The organism is Novosphingobium huizhouense, assembly GCF_020179475.1.
Classification (GTDB): Bacteria; Pseudomonadota; Alphaproteobacteria; order Sphingomonadales; family Sphingomonadaceae; genus Novosphingobium; species Novosphingobium huizhouense.
Genome location: NZ_JAILXZ010000004.1, coordinates 205,017 through 222,146 on the forward strand (window position 1 = coordinate 205,017; position 17,130 = coordinate 222,146).

Below are 17,130 nucleotides of genomic sequence, written 5' to 3' on the forward strand. Positions count from 1 at the left end.
GGCATGGCGGTGCGCTTCGTTCTCGACGGGCAGGTGGTGGAAATCGCCGAGCCCGATCCGACCGGGACCCTGCTCGAATATCTGCGCGGACCGCTGCGCCGCACCGGCACCAAGGAAGGCTGCGCCGAAGGCGATTGCGGCGCGTGCACCGTGCTCGTCGGCGAAGCGGCGGGCGAGCGGGTCGCATGGCGCGCGGTCAATGCCTGCATCCTGTTCCTGCCGATGATCCACGGCAAGGCGCTGATGACGGTCGAGAGCCTGTCGCGCGGCGGTAGTCTTAACCCGCTGCAAGCCTGCATGGCCGGCAACGGCGCGTCGCAGTGCGGCTTCTGCACGCCGGGCTTCGTCATGTCGCTGCACGGCCGCGCGATCGGCGCGCTCGGTTGCGAGTTGCCGGTGGCGGACGTGATCGCCGGCAACCTGTGCCGCTGCACCGGCTATGGTCCGATCCTCGAAGCGGGCGAGAAGGTCGCGAGCCTGGCACAGGACGACAGCGCGACGCTGGCCGCGCTGCGGGCGCTTGGCGCAGATGACGCGAGCGGCGTCTTCGGCGCGCGCCGTTGGTTCGCTCCTCGCTCGTCGGACGAACTCGCCGCTCTGCTGGCCGAACACCCGCAAGCGCGGATCGTGGCCGGGGCGACCGATGTCGGGCTGTGGGTGACCAAGGGCCTGCGCGAACTCGATACGCTGGTCTTCATCAGCGATGTGGCAGACCTGAGGGCCATCGAAGAGAGCGACGCGGGCGCGCGGCTGGGCGCAGGCGTGCGCTATGCCGAGGCCCATCCGGCGCTGGCGCGGCTGCACCCTAACCTTGGCGAGCTCGTCCGCCGCATCGGCGGCTTGCAGGTGCGCAATTCGGCGACCGTCTGCGGCAATATCGCCAATGGCTCGCCGATCGGCGATGGTCCGCCCGCGCTGATCGCGCTCGGCGCCGAACTGACCCTGCGCGGGCCCGAAGGGCGCCGGACGATCGCGCTCGAGGACTATTTCCTCGGCTACGGCAAGCAGGATCGCCGCGGGGGCGAATACGTCGAAAGCGTGTTCGTGCCGCGCCCCGGTGCGGCTACGCGCGTGCACATTTCCAAGCTTTCGCGCCGCTTCGACAGCGACATCACTGCGGTGCTCGGCGCGTTTGCACTGACCGTCGAGGCGGGCACGGTCGTCGCCGCGCGCGTGGCCTTCGGCGGCATGGCCGCGACGCCGCGGCGCGCGCCCGCCTGCGAGGCGGCGCTGGTGGGCCAGCCGTTCGACGAAGCGACCATCGCGTCCGCCGCCGCTGCGCTGGGCGAAGACTTTGCGCCGCTGACCGACGTTCGCGGCAGCGCCGCCTATCGCGTCGAAGCCGCCAGGGCGCTGCTGTGGCGGCTGTGGCATCGCGAACAGGGCGTGGCCGTCTCGGTGCTGGAGATCGCCGGATGAACGCCGAAGCCGCACCGCTCTGGCCGGTCGAGACCAAGCCTTCCAACCCGCACGACAGCGCGCATCTTCATGTCGCCGGCCTCGCCCGCTACGCCGATGACGAGCCTGAACCAGCGGACATGCTGCACCTCGCCTTCGGCCTTTCCGGCGAAGCGCGGGCGCGGATCACCGGGATGGACCTGTCCGAAGTCCGCGCCTTCCCCGGCGTCGTCGCGGTCTACACCGCGGCCGACATTCCGGGCGAGAACAACGTCGGCCCGATCGCGCACGACGACCGCGTCCTCGCCGATGGCGAAGTCATCAGCCACGGCCAGCCGGTGTTCCTCGTCGCCGCGACCAGCCGCCTTGCCGCGCGCAAGGCGGCGCGCCTGGGCAAGATCACCTATGAGCCGCTGCCGCCGATGGTGACGGTCGACCGGGCCCGCGCCGAAGGCAGCCGGATCGAGGCGGACCAGCGCATGGCGCAGGGCGATGCGGCCGCCGCGCTCGCTGCCGCGCCGCACCGGCTGTCGGGCACGTTGCGCATCGGCGCGCAGGACCACTTCTATCTCGAAGGGCAGATCGGCCTCGCCCGCCCCGGCGAGGACGGGCAGATCCATGTCGTCAGTTCAAGCCAGCACCCGAGCGAGGTGCAGCATCTCGTCGCCCACCTGCTGAACAAGCCCAGTGCCGATGTGACGGTCGAAGTGCGGCGGATGGGTGGCGCCTTCGGCGGCAAGGAAAGCCAGGCCGCCCTGTTCGCCGCTGCCGCCGCGCTGGTCACCCACCACACCGGCCGCCCTGCCAAGTTCCGCTGCGACCGCGATGACGACATGATCGTCACCGGCAAGCGCCACGATTTCGAGGTCGCCTACGAAGCGGGATATGATGGCGAAGGCCGCCTGCTGGCGGTCCGGCTGCGCTTTTCGGCGCGGTGCGGCGCGACGATGGACCTGTCGCCGGGCATCAATGACCGGACGATGTTCCATGCCGACAACTGCTATTTCCTGCCCGACGTCGAGATCCTGTCCGAACGGCTGAAGACCAACACCGTCTCCGCCACCGCCTTCCGGGGGTTCGGCGGGCCGCAGGGGATGCTGGCGATCGAGCGCGTGTGCGATCACGTCGCCGCGCGGCTGGGGCTCGATCCGCTGGCGGTGCGGGCGCGCAATCTCTACGGGCCGGGGCGCGACGTCACGCCCTATGGCATGCCGGTTGAGGACAACATTGCGCCGCAACTGATCGGCCGCCTGCGCGAAACCTCGGACTACGATGCGCGCCGTTCCGCGATTGCGGCGTTCAATGCGGGCAGCCCGGTGCTCAAGAAGGGCATCGCGCTCACCCCGGTGAAGTTCGGCATCAGCTTCACGACAACCCACCTCAACCAGGCGGGCGCGCTGGTCCACGTCTATGCCGACGGTTCGATCCAGGTGAACCACGGCGGGACCGAGATGGGGCAAGGGCTCTACATCAAGGTCGCGCAGATCGTCGCCGACGCTTTCGGCGTGCCCGTGGCGCAAGTGCGCATCACCGCCACGCGCACCGACAAGGTGCCGAATACATCGGCGACGGCCGCCTCTTCGGGCGCCGACCTCAACGGCATGGCGGCGCACAACGCGGCGATGGCGATCCGGGAACGCATGGCCACCTTCCTTGCCGGCGCCCACGGCTGCGCCCCGGACGACGTGCGCTTCGCCGGGGGCGAGGTTGTCGTCGGGAGCGAGACGATCCCGTTCGGCGATGCCGCCCGGCGTGCGCACCTCGGGCGCATTTCGCTGTCCTCGACCGGATTTTACACCACGCCCGACATCGCCTACGACCGCCCGAGCCACAAGGGCCGCCCGTTCTACTACTTCGCCTATGGCGCGGCGGTGAGCGAAGTGGTGGTCGATACGCTGACAGGCGAGCACAAGGTCCTTGCCGTCGACATCCTCCACGATGTCGGCCGCTCGCTCAATCCCGCGATCGACCGGGGCCAGATTGAAGGCGGCTTCGTCCAGGGTCAGGGCTGGCTGACCACCGAGGTGGTCGAATGGGATGCCAAAGGGCGGTTACTCAACCATTCGCCCGCCACCTACAAGATCCCGACGGCCAGCGACCGGCCCAAGCGGCTGCGCATCGATCTGTGGGACGGCGAGAACCTGAAGCCCACCATCCACCGCTCGAAGGCGGTAGGCGAGCCCCCGCTGATGCTGGCGAACTCGGTATTCTGCGCGATCTCCGCCGCGATTGCTGCCACCGCGCCCGACAAGGCGGACCTCCCGCCGCTCGATGCCCCGGCCACGCCCGAGGCAGTCCTGCACGCGCTTGCACGGCACCGGCCTGCGTGATCGACTGGCTCGTCCATATCCGCGATCACGCGTCTGTCGAACCGGTGGCGCTGGTCAGCGTGCTCGCGACCGAAGGCTCCGCGCCGCGCGGCGCGGGCACGCGCATGGTTGTGACCGCGCACGCCGAATACGGCACGATCGGCGGCGGCGCGCTCGAACTGCGCGTGATCGAACAGGCGCGTGCGATCCTGGCCCACGCGCCTGGCACATGGCGGGTGCAGGACTATCCGCTGGGGCCGCTGCTCGGCCAGTGCTGCGGCGGCCGCGTGCGCGTGCTGGTCGAACACCTCGACCGCGAAGCGCTCGGCTGGCTCGCGAATGCCTCGGAGGGGCGCACGCTCGTCAGCCTGCTCAAGCCGGGCCGGATCGAGCGGCTGGTCGACGGCGGCCCTGCTGTTGCGCTCTCGGCGCGAGGCGACCGGCCGCGGGAAGGCACGCGGCTTGCCGAAACCATCGGCACCTATCGCCGCCCGCTCTACCTGTTTGGCGCTGGCCATGTCGGGCAGGCGATCGCCCGCCACGCCGCCGGACTGCCCGTCCGGCTCGCCTGGTTCGATACCCGCCCCCTGTTCGAAACGATCGACGGCGTCGCCATCGTGCCCGAATCGGATATCGAACAATGCGTGGCCGAAGCGCCCGAGGATGCCGCCATCGTCATCCTGACGCACGATCACGGGCTCGATTACCGCCTGACCCGCGCGGCGCTGGCCCGCCCGCCGGTCGCCTTCACCGGGCTGATCGGTTCGATGACCAAGCGCGCCCGCTTTCTCTCGCGGCTCGAACGCGATGGCGTGTCCGCACCGGCGCGCGGGCGGCTGACCTGCCCGATCGGCCTCCCCGGCGTGACCGGCAAGGAGCCGGACGTCATCGCCATCGCCGTACTCGCGCAGCTGCTGCAGATGCGGGCTAGGGAAGCGGCATGACCTTTCACGCCTATCGCGGCGAGATCCTCAGCCTTGCCCACGATGCGGCCGAAGCGCCAGACGCGCTGCGCCATGATCTGGACGGCGTGCTGGTCATCGAGGACGGCTTTATCGTGGCGCGTGGGCAGGCTGGCGAGGTCCTGCCGCGCTTTCCCGGGGTGGAAGTCGAACATTTGCCCGGCCTGATCGTCCCGGGCTTCATCGACGCGCACGTCCACTATCCCCAGCTCGACCGCATCGCCAGCCATGGCGAACAGCTGCTCGACTGGCTCGACCGGCATATCTTCCCTGCCGAGAAGGCTTTCGCCGACCCGGACCACGCGGCAACCGTGGCCGACGCCTTCCTCGACGAGCTGCTGCGCCATGGCACGACCAGCGCGCTGGTCTTCGCAACCGTACATGCCACTTCGGTCGAGGCCTTCTTCGCGGCCGCCGAGCGGCGCAATTTGCGCATGGCCTGTGGCAAGGTCCTGATGGACCTCGGCCCCGAAGGGCTGCGCGACGATCCGGCAAGCGGGCTGGCCGAAAGCGAGGCGCTGATCGCGAAGTGGCATGGCAGGGGCCGGTTGACGTACGCCGTGACCCCGCGCTTCGCCCTGACATCGAGCGACGAACAACTGGCAATCGCCGGACGCCTGCTGGCCGATCATCCCGGCGTCCTGCTCCACACTCACCTGGCGGAAAACGCGCGCGAGATCGCCGAAGTCGCCGAGCGCTTTCCCGATGCCGCCGACTACCTCGATGCCTATGACCGGTTCGGCCTGGTCACAGACCGGTCGGTTTTCGCGCATGGGGTCCACCTGCCCGATCGCTCCTGCGCCCGGCTGGCCGAAAGCGGGGCGGGGATCGCGGTCTGCCCCACTTCGAACTTCTTCCTCGGTTCGGGCATGTTCGATTTCGCGCAGGCCGAAGTCCACAAGGTGCGACTGGGCCTGGGCAGCGACATCGGTGCGGGGACCAGCCTGTCGCTGCTCCACAACGGCGGCGCAGCCTATCAGGCAGGGCTGTTCAAGGGCTATCGGCTCGATCCCTTCCGCGCGCTCTGGCTCGCGACGGGGGGCAGCGCCCGGCTGCTGCACATCGACGACAAGGTCGGCACCCTTGCGGAAGGGCAGGAGGCTGATTTCGTCGTGCTCGATGATCGCGCCACGCCGCTGCTCGCGCGCCGCACTGCGGGGGCGAGCCTCGCCGAACGGCTGTTCGCCATGCAGGTGCTGGGCGATGACCGCACCGTGCGCCGGACCTACGTGCTCGGCCGCTGCGCATGGGACCGCGATGCGCTAGGATCAGCGCCATGACCGACCTCGACCGCTTCATCGCCGGCCTGCCCAAGGCCGAACTCCACCTGCACATCGAAGGCAGCCTCGAACCCGAACTGATGTTCGCGCTGGCCGAGCGCAACGGCGTGACCATCCCCTACGCCAGCGTCGAGGATGTCCGCGCGGCCTATGCCTTTTCCAACCTCCAGGATTTCCTAGACATCTACTACGCCGGGGCGAGCGTGCTGGTGACCGCGGCCGACTTCCACGACCTCGCCATGGCCTACTTCGACCGGGCGGCGGCTGATGGCGTGCGCCATGCCGAGATCATGTTCGATCCGCAGACCCACACCGATCGTGGCATTGCCTTTGCCACCGTGATCGAAGGGCTGCTGTCCGCCATGGCCGAGGCGGAAGCCAAGCACGGCCTGACCAGCGCGCTGATCCTGTCGTTCCTGCGCCACTTGTCCGAAGAGGCCGCGTTCGAGACGCTGGCCATGGCCGAACCGTGGCTCGACCGGATCGCCGCCGTGGGGCTGGACAGCTCCGAAGTCGGCCATCCGCCGTCCAAGTTCGCGCGCGTCTTTGCCGCCGCGCGCGCCAAGGGCCTCAAGCTCGTCGCGCATGCCGGTGAGGAAGGGCCGCCTGCCTATGTCTACGAGGCGCTCGACCTTCTTCACGTCAATCGCATCGACCACGGCAACCGGGCCTTGGAGGATGCCGCGCTGGTGCGCCGCCTGGCGGCAGAGGGCATGACGCTCACTGTCTGCCCGCTCTCCAACCACAAGCTCTGCGTGGTGGGCGACCTTGCCGATCACCCGATCGACCGCATGCTCGCCGCAGGGCTGAAGGCGACGATCAATTCGGACGATCCCGCCTATTTCGGCGGCTACGTCGCGGACAACTATCGCGCGGTTGCACAGGCGCGCGGGCTGTCCCGCGATGCCCTGATCCAGCTCGCGCGCAACAGCTTCACCGGCTCGTTCCTTCCGTCCGAGGCCATCGACCGTCACCTTGCCGACCTCGACGCCTACGCGGCGCAGGCGACCTGAGGAGTTCCATGCGCCGCCTGTTCGTCGCTCTCGCGCTGTTCCTCGTCGCCCTTTCTCCCGCGGAGGCGCAAGAGGCGCGCCGCAAGGTCATCATCGACGACGAAGGCTTCGCGCTGATGCACTTGATGCTGCTGGAGGATGCCGGCACCGACGTCGTCGGCGTCACCAGCGTTTCGGGCAATGTCTGGGCCAATCGCGCCACCGCCATGGCGCTGCGCGGGCTCGAACTGACGGGACATGACAAGGTGCCGGTGGCGCAGGGTGCGACCTTCCCGTTGCTCAATTCCGAAGCGCGGACCGAGCGGTGGGAGGCGCTTTACGGCAAGCTCACGTGGAAGGGCGCGTTCATGAAGCAGTGGGCCGAGCCCACCGCGCAATCGACGCCGCCCTATCACGGGCCGTTCGATCCGGTCGACCTGCCCTGGGGCAATGCCGAGCTCAAGCCGCTCGCCGAGCCTGCGGCGGCGTTCATGGCGCATGGTCCACGCACATCCGCACGAGATCACGATCATGGCCTGCGGGCCGTTGACCAACCTTGCGCTGGCCCAGCGGCTCGATCCGGAATTCGCGGCGCTGGTCAAGGAACTCGTGGTCATGGGCGGCAGCCTCAATCCGCGCCAGACGCTCGACAACCGCGCCGCCGCCGACTTCGCGCGCGAATTCGTCAACACGCCGCGCCGCGAATTCAACATTCGCTTCGATCCGGAAGCTGCGAGCATGGTAGCCCACGCCCCCTGGCCAAAGGTGACCATCGTCCCGGTCGACCCCTCCACCGCGACGCAGCTGAGCCCGGCGCTCGTCGATCGGCTTGCCAAGGCGGCGCGACCGCCCGTTGCGGCGATGGTCCGGCGGATGGAGCCCGGCTTTCCGATGTGGGACGAGATCGCCGCCGCCGTCTGGCTCGACCCCGCACTCGTCACCGACCGGGAGCAGCTGTGGTACGACTTCGATACCCAGTTCGGCCCGGGCTACGGCGACATGCTGACATGGCGCGATGCCTATCGCCCGGGATTGGACGAGGGCCACGCGGACATCGTCCGCCATGTCGACGTGCCGAGGATGGAAGCGCTGATCGAGCGAATTCTCGCCCGGCGCTAGGCGTCAGCCGAGGCGTTCGGGAACGGCCTGCGCTTCCTCGGTCAGGGTTTCGGCGGTCATCACCGCTTCCCACGGGAACACGAACCAGCGCTTGTCCTCGGCGCGGTCGATCGTCTCGGCGGCATAATCGACCCGTGCCTGCGAGCGGATGTTGTCCATCAGCACCGCGAACTTCAGGTTGTCCGGGTTGCAGCCGTTCTCGGCGAGCAGCTTGCGGATGTAGACGATCGTGCCGCCGCTGTCGTTAATGTCGTCGACGAACAGCAGGCGCGTGCCCTCGCTCGACTTGGTCGCGACCTTGCCGAGCAGTTCGTCGGCGAAGCCCGGAACCTTCGACGAATGGTCGATCGACAGCATCGGCACCTGCAGCTCGTGGCTGATGTAGACCGCGGGCACCAGTCCGCCCCGGCCGATGCCGATGATGAAGTCAGGCTTCCACGCTCCCCCTGCCAGAGCCTTGGACAGCCCGCGCACCTTGGCGAGGAAGTCCTCGTAGGCAATGTAATTGAGAACAGGGACAGAAGTATGGGTCATGGCCTGGTAAAGGTCCGTCAGCGATTGCGGGGAAGCCGCCCGGATAGCCATTTTCGGGGCTTTCGGCAATGGCGGCACGGCCGATCGGAATGTCGGCGCGGCTAGGGCCCGGTCACCGACGGCTCGGGCAAGGGCAGGGCGAACTGCGCAAACGCGGTCTGGATCTCGCCGAGCACGATGTCTGCGGCATAGGACGGCGGGCGCGCCGCGGCGGTGCATAGCGCCAGGGTCATCGGTCGCAGCACGGGATCGCTGATCCGCGTAAAGGCAAGGTGCCGCGCGCGGACCTCGGTCATCACGTCGAGCGACGTGAGGATGCCGATGCCGCCACCTTGCTGGACCAACGACGTGATCATCTGGATGTCGTCGGAGGTGAACTTCTTGTCCAACGGCGCGCGGGTCGTACCTTCGAGCACCGCGATCTGCTGGTGCACCGCCAGCGGCGGCGCCGGCACGACCACCGGCGATCCGATGCAGGCGGAAAAGCGTGCTTCATCGAGCCTGGCGAGCGGATGGTCGAGCGGGGTCACGAACCCGAGATGCACCTCGGCAAAGGCGTGCACGGTAATGTCGCGATACGATTCGGGATCGAAGAAGATGCCGAAGTCCACCGCGTTGCTGGCGATCATCTGGCGCACGGCGTCGTTCCCGCGGACCCGCACGGCGATGGAAATGCCGGGATAGCGGCTCTGGATCGCGGCGAGCGCACGCGGCACCACGCCTCGCGCCAGCGCATCGATGATCGCGATTTCCACGTGCCCGCGCTTCAATCCGCGCAGATCCTCGATCTGTCCCCGCACTTCCGACAGGTTCTTCTGCCAGCGCCCGCCGGCGGCCATCATGATTTCGCCCGCTGCGGTCAGCCTCAGCCCGGTGGACAGCCGTTCGAACAGCGGCATGCCGAGTTCGGCTTCTGCGTTGAGAATCTGGCGGTCGATCGCCGAAGCCGAAACGTTGAGCTCGTCTGCAGCCTTGCGGATCGACCCGAGCCTGCCGACGGCCATGAAATAGCGGAGAAAGCGCGAGAACGCGGGCATCGCCGGGGCGACCTCTTTTTTGCAACGCAGCGTGGAAATCATTGCAATTGCGGGCAACGCGTCAAGACCTTAGGCGTCTTTTCAACGCATTTCACAATGCCTTTCAGCGAACCGGCGGGGCGATCAACGGGCAATGTCCAATGCAGGCGATGTTGCACGAACCACCGATTCGCTGACCTTGGCCGGGCCGGCCGGTAAGCGCAGGCAAGGCACGTCTCGAGCGACGCGGAACGATCGTCGAACTGCGCTGCGGCCTGCGCATCCGGTGCGGTCTGCAGGCGGCTTCCGTATCGGCGGGCGCAAGCCTTTCGCGGAAAAGGGAAAGCCCGATCGTGCTGCAGGTGCGAGCGGCAGGTTCGCCGCGCGAGCGAATAAGTCACCACTGTGGCAGCAGGGCCTCAACTGAAAGAAAAGTTTCAAATGTGCATATCTGGCCTATGGATTGCCGCATTGCAGCATGGTTGAAGGGCCGGCAGCACGCGCTTGGGGAGAGAGGCGCATCGCAGCGAATCACGCAGCCGGAGCCAAAAGCGGACCGCGCCGCGAACTACAGGGGGGTTTCAAGGAATGACCGTTCGTAATCACGTTTCCGACGTCGCAGCGCAGGCGCGTCTGCGTCGTGCCATGCTGGCCGCCGGCCTGATGGCCTGCACCGCGATGACGGTGCCCGCCTTCGCTCAGGACGCGCCGGCGCCAGCCCCGGCCGACGAGCCGAAGGAAGAGATCGTCGTGACCGGATCGCTCAACGCGCTGCCGCTCAAGGACGTCGGCACCATCTTCGGCTTCGACAAGAATCTCGTCGAGACGCCGCGTTCGGCTTCGACAGTGTCGAAGGAGCAGATCGAGCGGTTCGGCATCACCGACATTCACGATCTCGTCGCCCAGGCGCCGGGCACCTTCACCAATTCGTTCTTCGGCGTTTCGGGGTCGCTCGACATTCGCGGCACGCCCGGCGAATCCTACTTCCGCGGCATGCGCCGCCTCGACAATCCGGGCAACTACCCGACGCCGATCGGCGCGGCCGACCGTATCGACATCGTGCGCGGCCCCGCATCGCCGATCATGGGGCCGGCCAAGACCGGCGGCTACATCAACTTCGTGCCCAAGACCGCCCGTGCGGCGAACGGTGGCTTCCTCGCCGATCCCAAGGCCGAGATGACCTACACAAGAAGCGCCTGGAACGGAAACGACCTGTCGGCGAGCGTCGTCGGGCCGGGCAAGATCGGCGACAAGGAATTCGGCTTCAGCCTTTACGGCGAAGTGAACGATTCCGACAGCTACTACCGCTATGTCTTCACCCACCGGACGCTGCTGCAGGCCTCGATCGATACCGATCTGGCGCCCGGCCTGCGGCTCGAACTCGGCGGGATGTACGACAACTTCAAGGGCGTGCAGAACGGCGGCTGGAACCGCGTCACGCAGGACCTGATCGACAACGGCACCTATATCACTGGTCAGGCAAAGCCGCTCGATACCGATGGCGACGGCAAGATCTCGCCGAGCGAAGCGCGCGCCGCCAACGGGGGCAAGGGGCTCGGCCTGTTCGGTTCGTTCGGCTGCGGCGGCGGCCTGTCTTCGGCCAACCTCAACGACGCCTGCCTCAAGGCAAGCTATCCGGATCTCGGTCTCACCAATGTCGGCACCACCAAGCTCAGCTTCCGTGACACGCTCACCGGTCCGAACGACAAGCTGAACTCGATCGCCAAGACCGCCTATGCCGACCTCACCTGGGGCGACATCGACAGCCTCGAGATCAAGAACCAGTTCTTCTACGACGGCTACACCAATCTCAACGAGAACGCCTATGGCTTCTCGCAGTTCGCCGACTCGTACGTCATCGAAGACAAGCTGCTGTTCAGCAAGAAGTTCACCACCGACGCGGGCAAGTTCTCGTTCCAGGTCGCGCCGGCCATTCGCTACACGAAGTTCAAGCATGGCGACGATTTCGGCTACGAATATTTCAGCCGCGTCGATGTATCCAAGGGCTACGATCAGTATTCCACCCGCCTGCTCTCGACGCAGACCGATTCGGAGTATTCGAGCTACTTCAAGGGGCACTACACTGACGCCTCGTTCAGCGCGCTGGCCGATCTCGATTTCGACTTCGGCCTCGATCTGACCCTCGGCGGGCGCTACGACCACATCGACGTCGCTTCGACCGCAGTGCTGTCGAAGATGGATCTCACCCAGCAGTTCGTCGTCTTCAGCGACGCCGCGCGTCCGGCAATTCTCTCGCCGGCCAACATCGCCAAGGGGTCGGCGACCGTTCGCGACAGCGAAGGCGCCTGGTCGTGGAGCGCAAGCGCCAACTTCCGCGCCCCGTTCGGCCTGGTCCCCTACGCAACGATCTCGAAGCAGTCGGTGATCATCGCAGGCCAGGGCGCCGAGGTGGACATCAGCAACGTCTACAGCCACCAGTGGCTGACCGCGTCGAAGCTGTATGAAGGCGGCATCAAGGGCAGCTGGCTCGACAACAAGCTCTACGCTGCGCTGTCGGTCTACAAGCAGACCCGCACCGACTACTCGATCGCTTCGCTGACCGTGAACCAGGCGATCGAGACCAAGGGCGTCGAAGCCGAAGTCCGCTGGTCGGTCGACAGGCACCTGCTCCTCACCGGCGCCTATACCCACACCAAGGTGGTCAACCTCGCCTTCCTCAACGGCGGCGGCTCGTTCTTCTACTACACCGGTTCGGAGTATGCGAAGGCCAACGGCATCGACCCGACCCTGCTGCTCGGCGGCGCGCCGAGCGGTTTTGTCGCGCTGACCAGCAAGTCCATGGCCGAACGCCCTGGCATCCCGCGCGACCTGTTCTCGGGGACGGCCTCCTATGGCTTCGACAACGGGCTGGCGCTGACCGCCAGCGCCAGTTTCGTGCCCTCGGTCTGGGCGGACTACCCGCACACCGTGCGTTTGCCCGCCTACCAGTTGGTCGACCTCGGCGTCAGCTACGAGAACGACCACTGGCTGTTCCGCTTCAACCTGAAGAACGCGCTCAACAAGCGCTACTTCCGTGCGAACTTCGTCGAGCTCTACGCCTCGCAGAACGTCCTGCCCGAGCTGCCGCGCAGCTGGCAGGCCTCGATCAAGTACAAGTTCTGATGTCCTGACGCGGGGCAGGGGGCGTTCTGCAAGGAGCGCCCCCATTCGCCGCGATGCCTTACTCTTCCCGAGGTTTCTCGATGCACCTGCTGGTCCGGGCCCTTGTTTTTGCCGCCGCGCTGTTCGCGACGGTTTCGCCCGGCCTCGCAACCCCGGCCGCCTCTCCCGCGCTGGTCGCCACGGTCAAGGCTTGTGCGCCGGCGCGCCCCTGCGCCGCCAAATTGCCAGTGCGCGTCGTCGTCGTCACGATGTTCGAAATCGGTCGGGACAGCGGCGACAAGCCGGGCGAATTCCAGTTGTGGAACGAGCGGCGCAAGTTCGACGTCAGGTTGCCCTTTCCGCAAGGCTGGCACGATCTCGCCTACGATCCGCAGACCGGCGTGCTGGTCATCGTCACCGGCATGGGCTCGATCAGATCGGCCACTGCGGCGCTTGCGCTCGGGCTCGACGAGCGGCTCGACCTGTCGAGGGCGTACTGGCTGGTTGCCGGCATCGCCGGGATCGACCCCGCCGATGCCTCGGTCGGCTCGGCGGCCTGGGCCCATTTCCTCGTCGATGGCGACATGGCGCACGAAATCGATGCGCGCGAAATTCCGGTCGACTGGAAAAGCGGCTACTTCGCCCTGCACAGCAAGGGGCCGTCCGACCCTACGCCGCTCGATCCGGTCGATGGCGAGATGTTCGAACTCAATCCCCACTTGCGCGACTGGGCCTTCGAGCTGACCAAGGCCATCAAGCTGCCCGACGACGCCGCGATCACGGCGGCGAGGGCGCGCTATGCCGGCTACCCCAACGCGCAGAAGCCGCCCTTCGTGCTGAAGGGCGACAACCTCGCCGCGATGACCTTTTGGCACGGCGCCAGGCTCACCGACTGGGCCAACGACTGGACCCGCTTCTGGACGCGCGGGCAGGGCGAGTTCGTGACCTCGGCGATGGAGGAGACCGGCACCTTCCAGTCGATCGAATATCTGACGCGCATCGGCCGCGCCGATCGGAACCGGGTCATGGTGCTGCGCGCCGGCAGCAACTTCACCATGCCGCCCCCGGGCACCGCGCCGGCGCCCTATCTGCTTGCCGAAAACCAGGGCTATGCCGGGATGACCGCGGCGCTCGAAAACCTCTATCTTGTCGGAGGCAAGGTGGTCGATGAACTCACCGCCCACTGGGACCGCTACGAAAAGGCGCCGCCCAAGTGAGCCTGGCTGGCTGAGGATCCCCGATCATGGCGCTCACGCTGATCCGCAACGCTGCCGTGGTCGCCACGATCGATGATGCCGGGCGCGAAATCCCCGATGGCGCGCTCGCCTTCCGCGATGGCGTGATCGTCGCGGTCGGCACGACTGCCGAACTGGCGCCCTTTGCCGCCGACGCCGACAACATTATCGACGCCCGCGGCTGCGTGATCACGCCGGGCCTCGTCAACACCCATCATCATCTCTACCAGTCGCTTACCCGCGCGTTGCCCGGCGCGACCGAGGCCTCGCTGTTCGGCTGGCTCAAGCGGCTCTACCCCATCTGGGCGCGCTACACGCCCGACGACATGTTCGCCGCGACGCAGCTGGGCCTTGCCGAACTGGCGCTGTCGGGTTGCACCACCAGCTCGGACCATCTCTACCTGTTCCCGAACGGCGTCACCCTCGACGATACGATCCACGCTGCCGCCGGGATCGGCCTGCGCTTCCATGCCACCCGCGGCAGCATGAGCGTCGGCGAAAGCATGGGCGGCCTGCCGCCCGACAGCCTGGTCGAACGCGAGGACGCAATCCTTGCCGATTGCATCCGCGTGATCGACCGCTTCCACGATGTCGCCGAAGGCGCGATGGTCCGCATCGGCGTTGCGCCTTGTTCGCCCTTCTCCGTCAGCCAGGGCCTGATGCGCGATGCGGCGCTCCTCGCGCGTGACAAGGGCGTGATGCTGCATACGCACTTAGCCGAAGATACCGACGACGTCGCCTTCAGCCTCGAACGGTTCGGCTGCCGCCCCGGCCAATATGCCGAGGAACTCGGCTGGACCGGCCCGGACGTCTGGCACGCCCACTGCGTCCAGCTCGACCATGGCGAGATCGACCTCTTCGCGCGGACCCGGACCGGGGTCGCGCACTGCCCGGGCTCGAACTGCCGTTTGGGTTCGGGCATCGCGCCGGTCCGCGCGATGCGCGATGCCGGCGTTCGCGTCGGTCTCGGCGTCGACGGCTCGGCCTCCAACGACGCCGCAAATCTGCTCGGCGAGGCGCGGCAGGCCATGCTGCTCCAGCGCGCGACGCGTGGCGCGAGCGCGATGGCGGCGCGCGAGGCGCTGCACATCGCTACGCGCGGCGGCGCCGAGGTTCTTGGCCGTGGCGACCTCGGCCAGCTGCGCCCGGGCCTCCGCGCAGATTTCGCGATCTGGGACATGGCGCAGCCTGCCTCCACCGGCGCGTGGGATCTGGTCGCCGCGCTCATTCTCGCACCGCCTCATCAGGTACGCGACCTGTTCGTCGAGGGGAGGGCGGTGGTCCGTGACGGCGATCTCGTCCGCACCTCGCGCCATCGCATCATCGCTGCCGCGCAAGCGTCGCTCGCGCGGCTCATGCAGGAGTAGCCGCCGATGTCGGGAATTCAGCGCAAGGCCGTCGTCACCCGCGAGCAGAGGCGCAATCCCGACTATTTCCCCGGTTATGCCACTGCGATCCCGCTTGGCATCCAGCATGTCCTGGCGATGTTCGTCTCGAATCTCACGCCTCCGATCATCGTCGCGGGAGCGGCCGGGTTCGGCTTCGGCTCGGCGGACCCCGCGCCACTCATCTACATGATCCAGATGTCGATGTTCTTCGCTGGGCTCGCCACGCTGATGCAGACGGTGGGCGCGGGGCCGGTCGGCGCCCGGCTGCCGCTCGTTCAGGGAACCAGCTTCGCCTATATTCCGATCATGATCCCGATCGTCGCCGGGCGTGGGACTGCGGCGATGGCTGAGCTATTCACCGCCGCGCTCGTCGGCGGATTGGTCCATGCCGGATTGAGCCGCTTCGTCGGCCGGATCCGCTTCGCTCTCCCGCCCCTCGTCACCGGGCTCGTCGTGCTGATGATCGGCCTCTCGCTGGTCCGGATCGGCGTGCAGTATTCGGCGGGCGGCGTTCCCGCGATCGGCACCCCGGCCTTCGGCGCGGCGCAGAGCTGGCTGCTCGCCGGCGTCGTCGTCTTCGCCACGCTCGCGCTCAAGTTCTTCGCCCGCGGCTTCTGGTCGACCGCCTCGGTGCTGCTCGGCCTGCTTGCGGGCTATGCCGTGGCTTTCGCGATGGGGCGTATCTCGTTTGCCCCGGTGGCCGACGCACACTGGACCATGCTGCCGACGTTGCTTCCGTTCGGTGTCGCGATCTCGGCCTCCGCGGTCATCGGCTTCATCCTGACCGGTTTCGTCTCCTCGATCGAATCGATCGGCGATGTCGAGGCGATCTGCGAGGGAACGGCCGGTCGCCGGGCGAGCGATGCCGAACTGCAAGGCGCGGTCGCCGCGGACGGGGTGGGCACCGCGCTCGCCGCAGCGTTCGGCGCGATGCCGAACACAACCTTCAGCCAGAACGTCGGTCTCATCGCGATCACCGGGATGATGAGCCGGCACGTCGTCACCTTGGGCGCAGTGTTCCTCGTCGTCTGCGGTCTGGTGCCGAAGATCGGCGCTCTGGTGACCACGATCCCGATCGAAGTGCTCGGCGGCGGAGTGATCGTGATGTTCGGCATGGTGGCATCGGCGGCCCTGTCGATGCTCGCCACCGTCGAGTGGAACCAGCGCAACATGCTCGTCTTCGGGGTGAGTCTGTCCCTCGCGCTCGGGCTTCAGCTGGAACCCGAAGCGCTCGCCCACCTGCCGCAGACGGCGAGGGTCCTTCTCGCATCAGGCGTCCTGCCCGCCGCATTCCTGGCACTCGTGCTCAATCTCGTCCTGCCCGCGACAACCGCCGAGGATGTCGAGGAGCCGTCGGTCCTTTCCGCGACCGTGTAGGATTCCGGGGCTTCAATTCCGACAGGAATCACCCCTCCCGAATCGTATTTTATCCGATTCTCGACCGCGCCGGCGCCGCGGCAAAGCTGGTGAAAGCGGAAAAGCCGCAGAAAACCGTGGGTTTCGGAGGGCGCGCAACAAAATTGCAAAAACCGTTTGACGGTAGAGAATCCCCTCCATATATGCGGCGTCACCGGCAGGGACGCTGCTTCGAAACGCTTCGAAGGGATGGTTCAGCTGGTCGCCACATAGGACGGACACCTGGTTCCCCCGATCGCAAGAAAGCGGGGAGGGATGGTTGTCCGCCTGATTTTGTCTCTTTCGGGTCCTTTGGCCTGGGGATGGGACGGGGTTGAGTGGTTCTTTGACATTGTTGGTTTAGATGAAGGGACATGTGGGCGACGGCGCCCGGTCCGGG

General features: G+C 67.1%; 12 protein-coding genes and 1 pseudogene. 11 read left to right on the top strand and 2 right to left on the bottom strand.

Annotated elements, in window-relative coordinates; genetic code table 11:
• Positions 1–3: 3 nt before the first annotated feature.
• The 7 genes and pseudogenes from xdhA (at position 4) to K3A85_RS16150 (ending at position 8,060) form a co-directional block, all read left to right on the top strand.
• Positions 4–1,419 (top strand): xanthine dehydrogenase small subunit, encoded by a 1,416-nt coding sequence (xdhA, locus tag K3A85_RS16120; RefSeq protein WP_225207555.1) that lies wholly within the window; start codon positions 4–6, stop codon positions 1,417–1,419.
• A complete protein-coding gene (gene xdhB / locus K3A85_RS16125; RefSeq protein WP_225207556.1) occupies positions 1,416–3,728 on the top strand; it encodes a xanthine dehydrogenase molybdopterin binding subunit in 2,313 nt (770 codons plus the stop codon). Before xdhA ends, xdhB begins: the two co-directional genes overlap by 4 nt.
• Positions 3,725–4,651, top strand: coding sequence for a xanthine dehydrogenase accessory protein XdhC (xdhC, locus tag K3A85_RS16130; protein WP_225207557.1), 927 nt, complete (start codon positions 3,725–3,727; stop codon positions 4,649–4,651). Before xdhB ends, xdhC begins: the two co-directional genes overlap by 4 nt.
• The gene (guaD, locus tag K3A85_RS16135) at positions 4,648–5,949 is read left to right on the top strand and encodes a guanine deaminase (RefSeq protein ID WP_225207558.1); all 1,302 of its coding nucleotides are present in this window, start codon (positions 4,648–4,650) and stop codon (positions 5,947–5,949) included. The genes xdhC and guaD overlap by 4 nt, the downstream gene beginning before the upstream one ends.
• Complete coding sequence (locus K3A85_RS16140) at positions 5,946–6,962, top strand: adenosine deaminase (RefSeq protein WP_225207559.1); 1,017 nt, start codon at positions 5,946–5,948, stop codon at positions 6,960–6,962. Before guaD ends, K3A85_RS16140 begins: the two co-directional genes overlap by 4 nt.
• A 125-nt stretch (positions 6,963–7,087) precedes the next feature.
• Positions 7,088–7,207: pseudogene (locus K3A85_RS18080) on the top strand (hypothetical protein); the annotation flags it as partial.
• 232 nt (positions 7,208–7,439) lie between these two features.
• The gene (locus tag K3A85_RS16150; RefSeq protein ID WP_225207560.1) at positions 7,440–8,060 is read left to right on the top strand and encodes a nucleoside hydrolase; all 621 of its coding nucleotides are present in this window, start codon (positions 7,440–7,442) and stop codon (positions 8,058–8,060) included.
• Between the two features lie 3 nt (positions 8,061–8,063).
• Here the strand turns inward: K3A85_RS16150 and K3A85_RS16155 are convergent, their stop codons facing one another.
• Together K3A85_RS16155 and K3A85_RS16160 are read right to left on the bottom strand one after the other, a co-directional pair.
• Positions 8,064–8,594, bottom strand: a complete 531-nt coding sequence (locus tag K3A85_RS16155; protein WP_225207561.1) for a phosphoribosyltransferase — start codon at positions 8,592–8,594, stop codon at positions 8,064–8,066.
• Positions 8,595–8,695: 101 nt separating this feature from the next.
• Positions 8,696–9,631, bottom strand: coding sequence for a LysR family transcriptional regulator (locus tag K3A85_RS16160; protein ID WP_225207562.1), 936 nt, complete (start codon positions 9,629–9,631; stop codon positions 8,696–8,698).
• A gap of 567 nt (positions 9,632–10,198) precedes the next feature.
• Here K3A85_RS16160 and K3A85_RS16165 point away from each other — a divergent pair.
• From K3A85_RS16165 to K3A85_RS16180, 4 genes are all read left to right on the top strand, one after another.
• Positions 10,199–12,733: a TonB-dependent siderophore receptor gene (locus K3A85_RS16165; protein WP_225207563.1), complete on the top strand. Its 2,535-nt coding sequence runs from the start codon at positions 10,199–10,201 to the stop codon at positions 12,731–12,733.
• Between the two features lie 80 nt (positions 12,734–12,813).
• Positions 12,814–13,929, top strand: coding sequence for a purine nucleoside permease (locus tag K3A85_RS16170; protein ID WP_225207564.1), 1,116 nt, complete (start codon positions 12,814–12,816; stop codon positions 13,927–13,929).
• A gap of 26 nt (positions 13,930–13,955) precedes the next feature.
• A complete protein-coding gene (locus K3A85_RS16175) occupies positions 13,956–15,314 on the top strand; it encodes an 8-oxoguanine deaminase (protein ID WP_225207565.1) in 1,359 nt (452 codons plus the stop codon).
• A gap of 6 nt (positions 15,315–15,320) precedes the next feature.
• A complete protein-coding gene (locus K3A85_RS16180; RefSeq protein WP_225207566.1) occupies positions 15,321–16,712 on the top strand; it encodes a uracil-xanthine permease family protein in 1,392 nt (463 codons plus the stop codon).
• Positions 16,713–17,130 lie beyond the last annotated feature (418 nt).

Coding starts and splice junctions, on each gene's coding strand:
- K3A85_RS16150 (WP_225207560.1), top strand. CDS start 7,440: ATGGTCCACGCACATCCGCACGAGATCACGATCATGGCCTGCGGGCCG.
- K3A85_RS16140 (WP_225207559.1), top strand. CDS start 5,946: ATGACCGACCTCGACCGCTTCATCGCCGGCCTGCCCAAGGCCGAACTC.
- K3A85_RS16175 (WP_225207565.1), top strand. CDS start 13,956: ATGGCGCTCACGCTGATCCGCAACGCTGCCGTGGTCGCCACGATCGAT.
- K3A85_RS16170 (WP_225207564.1), top strand. CDS start 12,814: ATGCACCTGCTGGTCCGGGCCCTTGTTTTTGCCGCCGCGCTGTTCGCG.
- K3A85_RS16180 (WP_225207566.1), top strand. CDS start 15,321: ATGTCGGGAATTCAGCGCAAGGCCGTCGTCACCCGCGAGCAGAGGCGC.
- K3A85_RS16160 (WP_225207562.1), bottom strand. CDS start 9,631: ATGCCCGCGTTCTCGCGCTTTCTCCGCTATTTCATGGCCGTCGGCAGG.
- xdhA (WP_225207555.1), top strand. CDS start 4: ATGGCGGTGCGCTTCGTTCTCGACGGGCAGGTGGTGGAAATCGCCGAG.
- K3A85_RS16165 (WP_225207563.1), top strand. CDS start 10,199: ATGACCGTTCGTAATCACGTTTCCGACGTCGCAGCGCAGGCGCGTCTG.
- xdhB (WP_225207556.1), top strand. CDS start 1,416: ATGAACGCCGAAGCCGCACCGCTCTGGCCGGTCGAGACCAAGCCTTCC.
- K3A85_RS16155 (WP_225207561.1), bottom strand. CDS start 8,594: ATGACCCATACTTCTGTCCCTGTTCTCAATTACATTGCCTACGAGGAC.
- guaD (WP_225207558.1), top strand. CDS start 4,648: ATGACCTTTCACGCCTATCGCGGCGAGATCCTCAGCCTTGCCCACGAT.